The organism is Acinetobacter equi (assembly GCF_001307195.1).
In the GTDB taxonomy this organism is placed as follows: Bacteria; Pseudomonadota; Gammaproteobacteria; order Pseudomonadales; family Moraxellaceae; genus Acinetobacter; species Acinetobacter equi.
In genome coordinates this window covers 2,150,276-2,165,664 of record NZ_CP012808.1, presented here as the reverse complement: position 1 = coordinate 2,165,664, position 15,389 = coordinate 2,150,276, and the positions used below count along the sequence as shown (strand labels likewise).

The following is a 15,389-nucleotide window of genomic DNA, read 5'->3' as shown; positions in this document are numbered from 1 at the left end:
TACCACTCTATTGAGTGGCATCTGTTATCTAAACTTATTTTTTAAATGGAAATGCATATTTTGCAATACGTTTAATCACGCTACCATATTGCTTAAACAAACTCGCATTATTGTAATTTAAACCATATTTCTTACATACAGCTTCAACTTTTGGTGCCATTTGGCGATAGCGACGTGCAGGAATATCTGGATATAAATGATGTTCAATTTGATGGCTCAAGTGCCCTGTCAAAATATGAAACGCTTCAGAACCTGTTAAGTTTGAAGAACCACGAATTTGGCGCATATACCAATGACCACGGCTTTCATTCTCAAGTACAGATTTTGGAAAAACTTCTACATCTTTCGTAAAATGACCACAGAAAATAATACTAAATGTCCAAATATTACGAATACCATTTGCAACCATATTACCTGTAAGTACAGGCAAAGCAGCTGGTCCAGCAATTAATGGAAAGAATACATAATCCTTAAACAATTGCTTGCCAATTTTTTTCTGCATTGGACGCCATTCTTCTTTAGCTTGCTCTTTAGATTTACGTCCTTTCCACACTTTCCCCAACTCAAGATTTTGAATTGCAACGCCCCATTGGAAAAGTAGACAGAATGGAATGCTATAAATTGGTTGGAATAAATAGAAAGGTTTCCAACGTTGCTCTGGAAATAAACGAACTAGGCCATAACCAATATCATCATCCATACCACGAATATTAGTATAAGTATGATGTTTATAATTATGTGTCTGTCTCCAATTATCTGCTGTACCAACAATATCCCACTCATATGATGGCCCATCAAATTTCGGATCATTCATCCAATCATATTGACCATGCATGACATTATGACCCAGTTCCATGTTTTCCATGATTTTGGCAAAACCAAGCAGACCTGTGCCTAATAACCATGCTGGTGGAAACCATCCTGCAAATAACAGTGCACGACCAGCAATAGATGAATAACGAATTGTAGAATAAACACGACGAATATATTTCGCGTCTTTTTCACCTAAGTCATCTAAAACTTCTTGCTTAATTTCATCTAATTCACGTGCAAGCTCATCTAATTCTGTTTGACTTAATTCACGGTTTTTAGGATTTTTATAAAATTGAATGTTTACTGGCATATTCATTATTTTGACTCGCTTATAAATCAATAATCAGATCAGTTTGAGCTGAATTTACACAAATTTTTAACAGATTTCCTGGCTCACTATTTTGTGCACCATTGACTAAATTCTTAGTTGAACCTTCTGCTTTATTACAAACACATTTATTACAAATACCCATACGGCAACCATAAGTAGGTTTAATATTCTGTTGCTCTAAACCTTCTAAAATTGATTGTCCCTTAGGAATTGCAATTACTTTATTTGATTGTGCTAATGTAATGTTGACAAAACCTACTTCATCATTTAGCAAAGGACTCATACTGAATGCTTCAGTTTTTAAAACTTGAGCATTTGCAAACAGCTTCCCTACTTCAGCTGCAAAACCAGATGGTCCACATGCATAAACAGCACTATTTTCAAGATGTTCTAAATCATGCACATGTGTTTGATTTAGTCTCAAATCTGCCTGTTCTTCTTGAGTAAAGAAAACGTCAAATGTAAAATTTTCAAATTGAGAAACCCAATCATCAAATTGTTTCTTAAAAGCAAAATCTTCTTGTGTTTTCATCCAATATAAAAGTTGAACTTGCGTATGCTGAATTTCACCAGATTTAACCATCGCTGAAATTAAGCTATACATTGGCGTAATTCCACTACCAGCCGCCAATAAAATAACCGATTTTTGTTCAGGAATTAACATATCGCCATAAGGCTGACCAAATTCAAGAATATCGCCTACCTTAGATTGATCTACCAACCAAGAACTTACTTTACCTTGTTCTACTTTTTTAGCCGTCAATAATGCTTTTTGATCACTTAATTGCGTCAAACTATAAGTTCTCTCGTAACGAATTCCATCAATTACAACAAATACAGGATGATGCTGACCTGCCTTTCCTACATTAAATTTACGGTTAAATTGAATCGTTAAGCTTACTGTATCTTTTGCAACAGTTTCTTTATGAATAATTTTTCCTAATGCCTGATTTACAGACCATAAAGGATTAACTTTTTGTAGCCAAAAGTTTACTGAGTTTTCATCAATAACCGCATCAACTAAAGATGAAATAGGAGATTTAGACTTTTCGATGACGTGCATTATTGAATACCACGTAGTAGAAGTTTTAATTATTATACACATGTATATATATTTGTATATACACTTGTATTGTTTCTAAACATTTCAATAATGAGCTCTTGTCGCTATAATACTGTTAAGCTAATACACAATATCCCATATGAACCCTATATCGATGCAAACAAGCAATGATGCTAATTTCAGTGAAACATCAGAAGTTCATGAAATAACCCCAGCACGGACAGTTGGTCGAAAAGCAACAATTACAAAAGAAGAACTTTTCCAAGCTGCTCTTAACTTAATTGGTCCTGAAAAAAGTATCGCATCGCTAAGCCTACGTGAAGTTGCACGTGAAGCTGGTATTGCTCCAAATAGTTTTTACCGACATTTTAAAGATATTGATGAACTTGCTATTGAACTGATTGATCGTTCAGGTCTTGTATTACGTCAAATTTTGCACGAAGCACGTATTAAAGCATCGAAACAAAGTAGTATTATTCGTACTTCTGTTGAAGTATTTATTGAACAGTTAAATGCAGATGAAGGTAATTTAAGTTTATTATTACGTGAAGGCTACACTGGTTCAAAATCTTATAAAAAAGCGGTAGAAAATCAGCTTAATTTCTTCCAACAAGAATTGAAAGAAGACTTAATTCGTTTAGAAAAACTAAACAATAGTAAGTTAGCTCGCCCAGATTTAGTTTCAAAAGCCATTACGCAACTCGTATTTAATATGGGTGCAAATGTCATAGATTTGAATATGAATGAACGTAAAGAAATGGCTGAACAAACCATGATTATGATTCGTATGATTTTAGAAGGTGCTCGTCACTTAGATAAAGCAAGAATTCATTAAACTTATTCAATACTCTCCCTTTTTATAATGCAGGATCTATCTCATGAATACTGAAGATAAAAGTGATTTTTTTATCCACCAACTGCATGAAATTTTACTCAAAGATTGGGATCCCAAAAATATTCAGAAAAAACCTGAATTTGAAGATGAATATGACTCATATATTGAAGATCTTTTAGATATTTTTGCGGAAGAAAATGCTTCTCAAACACAGATTGTAGAACTACTCCTTTATATAGAAGATACATTGTCTCTTAAGCCAAATGAAAAACGAGCAGTATCTGTTGCCGATAAAATTTGGCAAGCATTTGAAGAGTTTATTTCTTAAACAATCATTCATATGTTGTGTTTCATACAAAAACTCAATGTATTCAAATAAATACATTGAGAAATAAATCTAAATTTCACTTATCATATAATTAAAATCATGGTGTAAACGGCTGATCTAAAGACATCATTTCACTCATATTCTCTAGTTGAGTTTGTACACTTTCATTAGAAATTATTTTGATATATGCCTTAAATTTTACTAAATAATTTTCATGACCTGCTTCAACCATATATAAATAATATATTCCTTTCATTGTCGCTCTTTCCTCCTCATTTAAATCTGAAGAGTTGCTTAATTCCATTAATATATGGTTCGCCACATTTTGATTACATTTCTCTATATCTCTTTTTGAACGTTTCAATTGTTTCATGAGTAAACATTGAAATGATTCTAATGATGGATTTTCTATAATACGTTGCTGATTTAATTCATATGCTTCCTCAAACATTTCTAACTGCAAATAACTTGTCATCAAATTTTTTTCTCGTTCTTTCTTATTTTTTATTTGCACAATTTCAGGTAACAACCTTTCTAATTCTTGTTTAAATTGATCATATTCTCCTTCCGACATCAAAGTAAATACCTGATTATACTTATCAATTATTTTTAAATCATTTTCAGATAATTGCTTATTTTCTAATGACTGATTTTCGATAACTTCATTATTTTGAGATTGAATCTCTTTATTGTCACTAGCTTTACTACAGGCACTAAGCATACAAAAAAACAAGCCCACACACATTAGTTTATAAATCATGATTATTATGTATTTTATAAAAGTAACTATTTTATATGCTCAAAAATAAAAAAGCACCCTAAGGTGCTTTTTTATTTTTTCATCTATTTAAGGTTTAACAACCACCATAACTTGAATTGCTTCAGGCGTTACTGATAAGTCATCAAGTAAATGCACCCCTTCTTTTTGCAATTTTTGTAAGCGTGTAATTTCATCTTCACGAATACTTGGATTAAATTGCTTTAAGTAAGTTAAGCGATCAATTTCATATTGCCATTTGCCTGCATAAATTTCTTTGGCTTGCTGTTTAAAACCTGGCAATGATGATTTTGCAATTTCTAATGCTTGAGAATAACGTTGCTCAATAATGTCACGACGTGCTTTAACCACTTGACGACAACTATTGCTGTCTAAATGATGTAAATACGGTTTTAAAATTTCTGGTGCAATTTTAGTTGATAAGTCTTGACCCTTTTCACTTAAAATTACACGAACAAGTTGTTGTGGCAAACTTGCTGGTAAATTCAATGCTTTTGGTGCTACAACATCTACCTTAAACCATACTTCAACCAATACAGAACCTTGTGGTAATGCAGCAGATTTAAGTAAAGCAACATTGGTACTACCAAAACCTTGGGTATTAATCATTTCCATTATACTTTCAGTAAATGGATGTTCCAAAGTTAAGTATTGTGCATCTTCACGAATTTGCGCTTGGTCACGATAGAAGGTTGCTGTCATACCCTCTTCATCTAAAGTTAAACCTTGAACCTGCATTTGGTCTGTAGGTTTAATAATAACTGTGCCATTACTTTGTTCATCAAAATCAATATTTGTCGATGCCATGAAACGCTTCATAAACATTGGCAACAAAGTATTGTCATCATAATCTTCTAAAGCTTGAACAATTTCTTGAGCCACAATTGGACGACAAGAATTATATTCAAGTAAACGATCACGACCTTCTTGCAATTCAGCTTCTAATGCTTCTCGTTGAACACTTACTTCTTCAAGTAATTCTTCAAACTTTTGACCTAAGTCAGCAAGTAAACAATCTTTCAAATCAACAATAAAGTTTTCTTGTAAAGTTTGTGCTGTTGGAGAAATATTAGTGAAAATATTCAGTGCTTCGTTATACCAACGGAACATGCGCTCTTGAGCTGTTCCTTGTAAATATGGTACATGAATTTGAATACGGTTTTCTTGACCAATACGATCCAAACGACCAATACGCTGTTCCAATACATCTGGGTTTGCAGGTAAATCAAACAATACTAAGTCTGATGCAAATTGGAAGTTACGACCTTCTGAACCAATTTCAGAACACAATAAAATTTGTGCACCATAAGAGTCTTCAGCAAAGTAAGCAGCAGCTTGGTCACGCTCAAGCAAGCTCATTCCTTCATGGAACATTGCCGTACGAATACCAGCATGCAAACGTAAAACATTTTCTAATGCTTCAACAACAGGTCCACTACGTGCAATCAATAACACTTTTTTATGTTTTAAATCTGTACGTAAACGTTCCATCAACCACATTACACGTGGATCTGTTTCCATCCAAGCACCGTCAAGTTGTGCTTCTTCTGGCCACATTTGTTCACGTAATTTACCTTCTTTTGGCCAGTTTTCTGGTGCAATTAAAGGTGCTGGTTGGCAATCACGTCCTGGAAAACCTTGAATTGCTTCACGTGTATTACGGAATAAAATACGCCCTGTACCATGACGATCTAATAATTCATGAATGGCACGGAAACGTTGTTCTGGCTCATCTTCAATACGATGCCCTAATAAACCTTCAAGTGCAGTAATATGCCCTTCTTCTAAAGGAATATCAGACATTAATACTTCAGCAATTTTCGCTGTTTGTTGGTATTGCTCTTCTTCTTCCAAGAAACGGTCCAGCAAACTAAAACGCTGTGGATCAAGCAAACGTAACCGTGCAAAATGACTTTCCACGCCTAATTGTTCAGGCGTTGCAGTAAGTAATAAAACACCAGCTGTTTGTTCAGCCAATTCTTCTACTAAATCATAACGATCATTACCGCCTTCTTCTTCACTCCACATTAAGTGATGTGCTTCATCGACAACCAGTAAATCAAAACCTGCTTCAAGTGCTTGTTCACGTAAATCATCATGGTCAATCATTAAATCAACCGATGCAATAATACGTTGTTCTGTTAAGAATGGATTTAGATCAGGATCATGTTCTTTAATTGATGCAGTACGTGTTAAATCAAATAAAGAAAATTCAAGATTGAAACGACGGCGCATTTCAATCATCCATTGATATTGCAATGAATCTGGCACCAAAATTAAAATACGTTCTGAACGACCTGTTTTTAATTGTTGATGAATAATTAATCCAGCTTCAATTGTTTTACCTAGACCCACTTCATCTGCAAGTAAAACACGTGGAGCAAAACGCTTACCAACTTCGTGTGCAATATAAAGCTGATGTGGAATTAGACCGACACGTGAGCCAATCAAACCACGTAATGGGCTAGTTTGCATATTGGCTTGCATTTGCATTGCTTCAATACGCAAGTCATACCATTCTTTATAATCAATTTGGCTTGCAAGTAAACGATCTAATGGTTTGGACAACTGAATTGTTGCACCAATACGTGTTTCATTTAAAGATTTACGTTCTTCAGTCCCATCTTCTAAAGTACGAATAACGTTATAACGAATAACGCCATTGCGGTCTTCAAACGATTCTACGGTCCAAGTTTTACCTTCTTGGTCTTGTAGTTCATCAGAAACATTGAAAACAATACGGGATAAAGGTGCATTGCTACGTGCGTATACACGCGTTTCATCACTTTTGGGGAATAGAATGCTGACTGATCGCTCATTTACATCAATTAGAACTCCTAAACCTAGCTCTGTTTCTGTATCTGATAGCCAACGTTGACCAATAGCGTACTGCTGCAATTTTTCCACCTTTATTTCGAAGTTATGATCGATTTCTTGCTAAATACATCTATTCATATTTGAACAAAAAATCACATCTTTAAGCAAGATATTTTGACATAAAGCTCACCAAAAAGTGAGCATTTTTAAAACTAATTGAACTTTTTCACTTAAAACGGTACTGGACAATGAAATTGCACAGATTGTTCTGTTTTAGGATGATAAAAACTCAAATTTTCAGCATGTAAGCATAAGCGTGGCATTAAAGTTTGCTCGGTTTCAGAAGCATACAATGTATCGCCCACAATAGGATGACCTAAATATTGCATATGCACACGAAGTTGATGAGAACGCCCTGTTATTGGTGTAAGTTTCACACGAGTAACAGCTTGTCCTTGTATTTGAAAATGTTCGATCGCTTGCCAGTGTGTTAAAGCTGGCTTATTAAATGTTGGATTTGCAATATGTAAAGGGGGACGTGTTGGATCATAAACCACAGGAACATCAACAGTGCCTTCGCCCTCTAGAGTTCCAACAACAATTGCCTGATAGGTTTTATCTGTTTGTCTTTCTTGGAATTGACGTGAAATTCGGTTTTGTCCAAATTTAGATAATGCAAAAACTAAAATACCTGAAGTATCTCGATCTAATCGATGAATAAGTAGAGTTTTCGGTTCAATTTTTAATAATCGATTAATTACACAATCTTGTAAGTCTTCTGTCTTCCCTGGAACAGTTAATATTCCTGCTGGTTTATGAATGACAATAAAATCATCATCACGATGTATGAGATGTTCAGTTAGAAAATTACTCACAGTTCACTTCCAGGCAGATCGCGAAAACAAGGCGGCAATGATAAAAACCTTAGCCTAGAATTACAATCTTTAAATACAGAATATCTGATGAATTTTCCGATTTAATTAAATAAAATTATCAATTTCTGCATATTTACACACCTATTTGCTTAAAATTATATTTTAACTTAGATTAATGATTCTTAATTTTCAATTTTTACGACTAATAAGTTAATAATATAAATAGGAAACATAATGTTTAATAATATTAAAGCATCAATTTATCTGCTCCCATTGTGTATAGTCCCCCTAATGACAGGTTGTGCGACAGCAACATTACTCGAAAAAGATAGCGGTGTTAGGACTAAAAACATCAAAACAACTCTCGTGAATGATCAAGTTGTTTCTTTTGGCAAACCTGCTCAACCGATTGCAAATTTACCTACAGATAGTATTGTTATTGTTGGACAAAAACATAATTATATTCTAACTCAAGGTGGAGCTCATTTTCTCTCTGTTATTTCATCTTTAGATCCAAAATTCATTCAAATTAAACGTGAACTTACCTTTTTTTCAGAAAAAAATGATGGACAATTTACGGGTTCATTACCACTTTCATATGTCAAATTAGCCGAAGATGTCACAAAAGAAGATCGATTATTTTTTATTAAAAATAATGCTCAAGAATGTACAACTTCTAGTGACCAAAAACTTAATGCTCAACGCTTCTGTTTCGATTTAAAACTTGCTGGAGTCGTTTATCCTATGGCGAATAACATTGGTTCATTAAAATCGCTAAGTAAACCTTATGAAGTGAGTATTTATACGACTTTTCAAGTGAAAGATTATTCAAATACTGGAAACAAAACCTTTGGAAAACTTGTTTTATTTCCATTCGCTGTCGCATTTGATGTCGTAACACTACCATTTCAAGCAGTACAACAAATTTTTGATTAATTCATTTCTGATGCTAAACATTGCATCAGTTGCTTAATTGAGCAATTTTTATCAAATAAATCATATGTAATTTTCGCACCATTTACATGCCACAAAGATACCAACTCAACCATTGCAACAGAATCTAGCCCCAAAAGTCGTAAATCAATGGTTGGATCTATCTCTAATGGCTCTAGATCAAGATGCTCTGCAACCGCAAATAAAATACCTTTCGCAGATAAAATAAAATCTTTAGGTGCACTTAAAGACCATAACCGCATTAATGAATAGCTATTCATATGATGCCATTTTTGCTGTGAAATAGAGTTTATCCATTGCACATGTTCATCTTGGCTATTTAAATAAATAGCATCATTCACAATGCAAATTTGCTCGGTCACCGAAGTTAAATATTCTAATAATTGTTTAGTTTGAGCAGAAACCGATCCTGCAACAATTAATTGTTTTTTCTGACTGAGTTGCTCTCCCAATAACATCATGCCTTGAATCACATCATTCTGATTAATATGAATAATAGATATTTCAAGTGACTTCGCTTTATTTATAATTTGACGTACATTTAAATATAATTCCGACTCGCCCCATTCATCTAATGAGTGTAATGCATCTAAACCAACCAAAGCTAAAACACATTCAGTTGCATTTAATGACCATTTTGCTTGACTAGAAAGAAGCTGAATTTTTTTAGGTAAAGGATAAAGCATCATCACTCTTTATTTATGGGTTAATCTAAGTTCTCAAATTAAGTATATCTGTAACAATCTATGGTGTATTCACAAGCATCATAAATTGATTTATTGCATATTGAGCAATTTCAGCATCTTGAAATGATTTTACACCTGAGACACCAACCGCACCAACCAATTGCCCTTCATATACAATAGGTTCTCCACCCTCCAGCATGCCATGAAGAGAATCTAAGGTTAAAAAACCCATTTGACCGCCACGGATAATATCTTCAAAGAGCTTCGATGGTTTTCGGCTAATTGCAGAACATTTGGCTTTTTCCAAACATAAATTTGCTGTCATTGGAGATGCTCCATCCATGCGCTTCATCGCCAACAAACATCCAGTTTCATCAACAATCGCAATGCTGACATTAAACTGATGCTCCAACGCATATTGATAAGCATAATCTAAAATTAATTCTGCATCTTGAAGTGTCAAATAATGTTTGGTTTTCATTACTCTTTCCTTAGATTTAATACATAAAAAAGCCCGTAGATAAACTACAGGCTTTTAATTTATTTTACAAATTATGCAGTTTTTTTCATTTCAGCAAAGGTTTCTTTAGCTGCTTGAATTGTAAATGCAATATCTTCATCTGAATGTGCCGCAGAAATAAAGCCTGCTTCAAATGCAGATGGTGCTAAATTTACACCACGATCTAACATACCATGGAAGAATTGACGGAATGCTGCAACATCACACTTCAGCATAGAGTCAAAACTTGTAATATCTTCTTGGTCTGTAAAATACAAACCAAACATTCCACCAACTTGTTGTGTTTTAAATGGAATACCTGCTTCATCAGCTGCTGCTTGTAAACCTTGAAGTAGTTTTTCAAGCTGTGCTGTTAATTTTTCATAGAAACCATCTTGGCGTAAATGTTTAAACATTTCTATACCTGCACGCATTGCAAGTGGGTTACCTGATAATGTCCCTGCTTGGTAAACTTTACCTAATGGTGCGATGCATTCCATCACTTCACGTTTACCACCAAATGCACCTACAGGTAAGCCTGCGCCAATGATTTTACCGAGAGTCGTTAAATCTGGTGTTACGCCATAATGCGCTTGTGCACCACCTAAACCAACACGGAAACCTGTCATTACTTCATCAATAATAAATACCGAACCGTGCTCATCACACACATCACGAATTGCTTGTAAGAAACCATCAACTGGTTTTACTAAATTCATGTTACCTGCAACAGGTTCAACAATTACCCCAGCAATATCTTTACCAAATTTAGCAAAACATTCTTTTAATGTCGCAATATCGTTATATGGCAATGTTAATGTATGTTTAGCAAAATCTGCTGGCACACCTGCTGAAGTTGCTTCACCTTCACCGCTCGTTAACAAGCCAGAACCAGCCTTCACTAAAAGTGAATCTGAATGACCATGATAACAACCTTCAAACTTAACAATTTTGTCACGACCTGTGTAACCACGAGCTAAACGAATTGCTGTCATCGTCGCTTCTGTACCAGAGTTTGTCATACGAACAAGTTCAATTGATGGCATGATTTCACAAATCACATCAGCTAAAGTTGTTTCATGAACAGTTGGTGCACCAAAACTTAAACCATCTATAGCCGCTTCTTGTACTGCTTTAATAATGGCAGGATGTGCGTGACCCAAAATCATTGGTCCCCAAGAACCTACATAATCAACATAGCGTTTACCATCAACATCGTACAAATAAGCACCTTGTGCTTTTTCAATAAAAACTGGCGTTCCACCGACACCATTAAATGCACGAACAGGTGAATTCACACCACCTGGGATATGTTTGCTCGCTTGTTTAAATAATTGCTCTTGCTTTGGAGATAAACTCATGAAAATCACTCAACTCAAAAAATAAATAAAAAATTAAGCTTGTTCAGCAAATAATTCTGACCAATCATACACACGTTGACCAACCGTAGACATTGAACGACCTAAGACATCACTAATTACAGCACAAAGATCAGCACCTGCCTCAATCACTTCTTTACTATTTTCAACGGTTAACCCACCAATTGCACAAATTGGGACATTCAATTTTGCTTTCGCTTGTTTTAAGGTTTCAAGACCAATATTACCCGCTTCAGGTTTTGTATCAGTCGCATAAATAGCACCAAATGCAACGTAATTTGCACCATCTGCAATTGCCTGCTCAGCTAATTCAAGAGAATTGTTACAGCTACGACCAATCAACACATTTTTAGGTAAACGTTCAACTGCTTCAACAATAGAGCCATCATCCTGACCTAAATGTACACCCACACCATATTCTACAGCTGCATCTAAATCATCATTAATTACGAAGGGTACTTTATATTGTTCGCACAAATGCTTCATGTAACCAATTTCGTAAGCTCTGGCTTCCTTATCGACCACTTTTTTACGACGGTACTGTAAAACAGCGACTTCATAAGTTGCCATCGCACCTTCAAGTTTTGCCAACAAAAGCTCAATTGGATCATCGTTGGTAATTAAATATAAACCGCGCATAACAACCGCTCAAATTCTTTCTTAAATAAATTATCTCATAGGACAGCATTAGAAATCTGTTTTTAAAGTTTGAAAAGCTAAAAAATGAAATATTTTTCCCATAAAAAAAGCCCAGAGAAAGGTCACTCTAGGCTTGGAAAACGAATAAATGAGGTTCAATTTAAAATTGAAGATCTATTACTCTACATGATTTTAGTTATAAAATCTTTTTATTCTTAAATTTTTACTCAACAAAACAAAAATATCAGATAGTTCGTTTAAAATTATAGCAATCACTTAAAGTTAATATTCTAAAGCTGACTGATTTCGCATTTAAAATGCATATTTAAACATATTTATTTTTTTAAACATCTTTATGTAACTATATTATATTTAAACATAAAATATATATAAACATTATTATCACTACAGCCTATCTTAATATAAAATCAACAATCTACTCACAACTGTGTCCAAATAAAAAGCATTTTTATAAAAAACTCATCACGTCAAGTCTTACATCAATCTTGATTTTCGCTACAATCATGCATGTCATAAAATATTTTTGTTTTAGACCTTCTTTCCAAGAAAAATCAAATGAAGACCAATTCACTATCAAGGCCAAACATTGATTATTTTGATTTTCTTATTCATTTAAATTAGGACAACACCCATGGTTGAAGTTGAATTAAAATTTCAAATTCCTGAAGCGCGACGCAATGCCTTACTTAAAGCATTAGATCCGAAAAAATCAGAAAAAATTCAACTTAAGGCTCAATATTTTGATACTCCTGATCGCCTATTGGGCAATCATGGTATTGCACTTCGTCAACGCCTTGAAGGCACTCGTTGGATACAAACTTTAAAAGCTGCTGGAAAAAGTCATATTGAGCGTTTTGAGCACAATTATGATTTAGGTGAGCTGGAACAAGCACCTCATTTAGATTTATCTATCTATGACACTGAACCTGAAGCAAAACAAATTCTTAGCAATGCATTAAATGCTGATTTTTCACAACTTCATTTGCAATTTGAAACTGATATTCAAAGAACCTTACGGGTCTTTATAATTGATGATACAGAAATTGAAATTAGTTTAGATATCGGATTTATTCGTACATCCACACAAGAAACAGAAGTTCATGAAGTTGAATTTGAACTCAAGCAAGGTAATATTCAAAACTTATTAGCATTTTGCTTTGAATGGGTGAAGAAGTATCAATTATGGTTAGATGTCCGTAGCAAAGCTGAAATTGGCAATTTAATGGCATCAAATTTAACTGTTAGCCCTGCGACATTAGCTAAAGAATTTCAACTTATTAAAAAAGACTCTGCTGATAAAAATATTCGTCTACTCATCGCTCAACAATTACAGCATTTACTACCAAATATTGCTGCAATATCTGCAGGTGTCGCTGAACAAAATCATATTGATCAAGCTGAACTTGCTTTGGAACATTTATATTTAACCACCCATTTATTCCAAGATTGGAGTTTAGATATTTCAGATAAATGGGGATATCAACTGCAGGCATTTAAGCAGCAATTTGAAAATTTAAAACACTTTCAACATATGAAAGATACTTTAGGTGCTTTTTTACAAAATCCAAATACTCAATTGGCTTTAGAAAAAGATATTTTATATGCTAAAGAAAAACTAAATAACTTAGTTAAATCGACATTAAATGTCCATCATTTTTTAGAATTGTTAATGTTTAGCTTAAACTCATCTCAAGCACAACAAAGTGTAGATTTAAAAGGCTATGCTCAAGCAACATTACAAAAGCAATATAAACAATTGCAAGACTGTTTAAGCCAAACGAATAGTCATGACTTTGAAAGTTTAGATAATTTATCTAATTTAATTAAAGAACTAAAATTTTCCTTCCCAATTCTGACTTCTATTTATGATGTAAAAAATTTACAGAAATATAGTAAGGCTTTAAATGATGCCCAACTTGCTGCAAAGGAATATCAAATTCTTTCTAGTTCTGCTGTTTATATTCAACAAACAGAATTAGAAGCAAGTGACTGGTTTGTTTTAGGTTGGTTAACTGCAAAACAAGAAGTTTATGCAGAGAAATTATTGGAAGCGACTGAACAATTTATGGTAAGTCGTAAATTCATAAAATAATATGAAAATTAGGCACTATCTTTCATCATGATAGTGCCTTTTTATTTTATACAAACATTTAAAACTAACGATATTTACCAAATACTTTCCAAGTCTGATTATCTGCTAATGGATCACTATAACTATCATTTCGTTGTTTACGTGGTTTATCGCGTGCATCTATCAGTTTAAAATCATCTTCTACACTTAAAATAATTCCATTCACATAAAATCGCGTTCTTGTGTAATCACTTTGCCCATGTTGAAACACATACGTTCTTAAATCAATAAACTCACGATGTGCCACAAGTGCCGCTGTATCATCATGATTTAACCATTGACTCATTTTTGCAATTTCATCTGCTTCAAATTGACCACATTTTTCAATTAAACTGGCAATACCTCTAAAAGATTTTGATTCTTTAGCACGCGTTTTATTAATACGTATGCGATCTACATGAAAATAAAATAATGGTAAATTTAAATGACTCGGCAAATGAATCGCATCTAATACCTCATCCTCCATAAAAGGCTGAAATAAGTCTTGTGCACGTTCAATCAATCCCAACCATTGCTTATAATATTCATCTACCTCAGATTTCACACCATAATAAATTGGCAACCCTTCTACATTGGCTAAATTTGCAGGCGGCCAAATATTTTGACGTAGAAGTGCAATATCACTTTTTAGACTTTGAATAGCAATTGCATCTTGCATGAGTGAATCCAAATTTATGCTTAGGCTATTTTAGATTAAAGCAAAGGTTTAGTTTCGGCAAGGCTTTGCCTATAATACGGACTAGATTTTTATGTTAGGAAAAGTTCATGGTTCAAAAGATTGAAGCTACTGATGTTACCGAAGAAGAAGCTTTGAATGCTGCTTTTTTTGAACGTGCGGATGAATTTATCAAACAAGCAAATGAGTTTTGTCGCGTAGAAAAAGGTACGCAAGAAAAGCCATCTGAAAAACGCGGTCAAGTAAGTGCCGCAATGCTATTTGCGACTGCACGCTTCAATACATGGGTTGCTGCCAACAACTTTAAAGATGGCAATGAAATGCGTGATGCGAAAGACCAAGTAATGTCTTATATTCTTCAGCAATTCCAAATGATGCTTGAAGATAACTATGACGAATATTGTGAACAATTCGAAAACTATCTTCGTTTCCGTCACAATGAAGAGTTTCACGCCAATAAACATGATCATGACCACGGTCATTAAGAAATAAGTAAAATCTTACTTTCTCTTGAATATAAAAAATCCCTCACTTGAGGGATTTTTTTGATTAATTAAAATAAAT

15 protein-coding genes are annotated in these 15,389 nt (G+C 33.9%); 5 read left to right on the top strand and 10 right to left on the bottom strand.

The window, feature by feature from the left end; translation table 11 throughout:
- Positions 1–34: 34 nt before the first annotated feature.
- The gene (locus AOY20_RS10280) at positions 35–1,129 is read right to left on the bottom strand and encodes a fatty acid desaturase family protein (protein WP_054581774.1); all 1,095 of its coding nucleotides are present in this window, start codon (positions 1,127–1,129) and stop codon (positions 35–37) included.
- Positions 1,130–1,142: 13 nt separating this feature from the next.
- Entirely contained in the window at positions 1,143–2,207 is a 1,065-nt protein-coding gene (locus AOY20_RS10275) for a flavin reductase family protein (protein WP_054581773.1), read from the bottom strand.
- Between the two features lie 154 nt (positions 2,208–2,361).
- Between AOY20_RS10275 and fabR the strand changes: the two genes are divergently transcribed.
- On the top strand, positions 2,362–3,042 hold the full coding sequence (gene fabR, locus AOY20_RS10270; RefSeq protein ID WP_227510332.1) for an HTH-type transcriptional repressor FabR: 681 nt from the start codon (positions 2,362–2,364) through the stop codon (positions 3,040–3,042).
- A 43-nt stretch (positions 3,043–3,085) separates the two neighbouring features.
- Positions 3,086–3,370 carry a hypothetical protein gene (locus tag AOY20_RS10265; protein WP_054581771.1) on the top strand — a complete coding sequence of 95 codons (285 nt, stop codon included), beginning with the start codon at positions 3,086–3,088 and terminating at the stop codon, positions 3,368–3,370.
- Positions 3,371–3,467: 97 nt separating this feature from the next.
- Here AOY20_RS10265 and AOY20_RS10260 read toward each other — a convergent pair whose 3' ends face one another.
- The 3 genes from AOY20_RS10260 to AOY20_RS10250 all read right to left on the bottom strand — a co-directional run bounded on the left by AOY20_RS10260 (position 3,468) and on the right by AOY20_RS10250 (position 7,840).
- Positions 3,468–4,091, bottom strand: coding sequence for a hypothetical protein (locus AOY20_RS10260; protein ID WP_054581770.1), 624 nt, complete (start codon positions 4,089–4,091; stop codon positions 3,468–3,470).
- Between the two features lie 126 nt (positions 4,092–4,217).
- The gene (gene rapA, locus AOY20_RS10255) at positions 4,218–7,055 is read right to left on the bottom strand and encodes an RNA polymerase-associated protein RapA (RefSeq protein WP_054581769.1); all 2,838 of its coding nucleotides are present in this window, start codon (positions 7,053–7,055) and stop codon (positions 4,218–4,220) included.
- Between the two features lie 140 nt (positions 7,056–7,195).
- Positions 7,196–7,840: an RluA family pseudouridine synthase gene (locus AOY20_RS10250; protein ID WP_054581768.1), complete on the bottom strand. Its 645-nt coding sequence runs from the start codon at positions 7,838–7,840 to the stop codon at positions 7,196–7,198.
- A 234-nt stretch (positions 7,841–8,074) separates the two neighbouring features.
- Between AOY20_RS10250 and AOY20_RS10245 the strand changes: the two genes are divergently transcribed.
- Positions 8,075–8,776, top strand: coding sequence for a YidX family protein (locus tag AOY20_RS10245; RefSeq protein ID WP_054581767.1), 702 nt, complete (start codon positions 8,075–8,077; stop codon positions 8,774–8,776).
- Here AOY20_RS10245 and AOY20_RS10240 read toward each other — a convergent pair.
- From AOY20_RS10240 to thiE, 4 genes are all read right to left on the bottom strand, one after another.
- Positions 8,773–9,480: a phosphopantetheine-binding protein gene (locus tag AOY20_RS10240; protein WP_054581766.1), complete on the bottom strand. Its 708-nt coding sequence runs from the start codon at positions 9,478–9,480 to the stop codon at positions 8,773–8,775. The genes AOY20_RS10245 and AOY20_RS10240 overlap by 4 nt on opposite strands.
- Before the next feature lie 58 nt (positions 9,481–9,538).
- Complete coding sequence (locus tag AOY20_RS10235; RefSeq protein WP_054581765.1) at positions 9,539–9,961, bottom strand: GlcG/HbpS family heme-binding protein; 423 nt, start codon at positions 9,959–9,961, stop codon at positions 9,539–9,541.
- A 71-nt stretch (positions 9,962–10,032) separates the two neighbouring features.
- On the bottom strand, positions 10,033–11,340 hold the full coding sequence (hemL, locus tag AOY20_RS10230) for a glutamate-1-semialdehyde 2,1-aminomutase (protein WP_054581764.1): 1,308 nt from the start codon (positions 11,338–11,340) through the stop codon (positions 10,033–10,035).
- Between the two features lie 33 nt (positions 11,341–11,373).
- Entirely contained in the window at positions 11,374–11,997 is a 624-nt protein-coding gene (thiE, locus tag AOY20_RS10225) for a thiamine phosphate synthase (protein ID WP_054581763.1), read from the bottom strand.
- Positions 11,998–12,649: 652 nt separating this feature from the next.
- Between thiE and AOY20_RS10220 the strand changes: the two genes are divergently transcribed.
- Positions 12,650–14,110, top strand: a complete 1,461-nt coding sequence (locus tag AOY20_RS10220) for a CYTH domain-containing protein (protein WP_054581762.1) — start codon at positions 12,650–12,652, stop codon at positions 14,108–14,110.
- Positions 14,111–14,174: 64 nt separating this feature from the next.
- Here AOY20_RS10220 and AOY20_RS10215 read toward each other — a convergent pair whose 3' ends face one another.
- Complete coding sequence (locus AOY20_RS10215; protein ID WP_054581761.1) at positions 14,175–14,807, bottom strand: hypothetical protein; 633 nt, start codon at positions 14,805–14,807, stop codon at positions 14,175–14,177.
- 107 nt (positions 14,808–14,914) lie between these two features.
- Here AOY20_RS10215 and AOY20_RS10210 point away from each other — a divergent pair, with 107 nt between their 5' ends.
- Positions 14,915–15,310, top strand: a complete 396-nt coding sequence (locus AOY20_RS10210) for a DUF3144 domain-containing protein (RefSeq protein WP_054581760.1) — start codon at positions 14,915–14,917, stop codon at positions 15,308–15,310.
- Positions 15,311–15,389 lie beyond the last annotated feature (79 nt).

Bases quoted from the DNA above. Each gene is read 5' to 3' on its own strand.
- AOY20_RS10280 (WP_054581774.1), bottom strand. From the start codon at position 1,129: ATGAATATGCCAGTAAACATTCAATTTTATAAAAATCCTAAAAACCGT.
- AOY20_RS10275 (WP_054581773.1), bottom strand. From the start codon at position 2,207: ATGCACGTCATCGAAAAGTCTAAATCTCCTATTTCATCTTTAGTTGAT.
- fabR (WP_227510332.1), top strand. From the start codon at position 2,362: ATGCAAACAAGCAATGATGCTAATTTCAGTGAAACATCAGAAGTTCAT.
- AOY20_RS10265 (WP_054581771.1), top strand. From the start codon at position 3,086: ATGAATACTGAAGATAAAAGTGATTTTTTTATCCACCAACTGCATGAA.
- AOY20_RS10260 (WP_054581770.1), bottom strand. From the start codon at position 4,091: ATGCTTAGTGCCTGTAGTAAAGCTAGTGACAATAAAGAGATTCAATCT.
- AOY20_RS10245 (WP_054581767.1), top strand. From the start codon at position 8,075: ATGTTTAATAATATTAAAGCATCAATTTATCTGCTCCCATTGTGTATA.
- AOY20_RS10240 (WP_054581766.1), bottom strand. From the start codon at position 9,480: ATGCTTTATCCTTTACCTAAAAAAATTCAGCTTCTTTCTAGTCAAGCA.
- AOY20_RS10235 (WP_054581765.1), bottom strand. From the start codon at position 9,961: ATGAAAACCAAACATTATTTGACACTTCAAGATGCAGAATTAATTTTA.
- hemL (WP_054581764.1), bottom strand. From the start codon at position 11,340: ATGAGTTTATCTCCAAAGCAAGAGCAATTATTTAAACAAGCGAGCAAA.
- thiE (WP_054581763.1), bottom strand. From the start codon at position 11,997: ATGCGCGGTTTATATTTAATTACCAACGATGATCCAATTGAGCTTTTG.
- AOY20_RS10220 (WP_054581762.1), top strand. From the start codon at position 12,650: ATGGTTGAAGTTGAATTAAAATTTCAAATTCCTGAAGCGCGACGCAAT.
- AOY20_RS10215 (WP_054581761.1), bottom strand. From the start codon at position 14,807: ATGCAAGATGCAATTGCTATTCAAAGTCTAAAAAGTGATATTGCACTT.
- AOY20_RS10210 (WP_054581760.1), top strand. From the start codon at position 14,915: ATGGTTCAAAAGATTGAAGCTACTGATGTTACCGAAGAAGAAGCTTTG.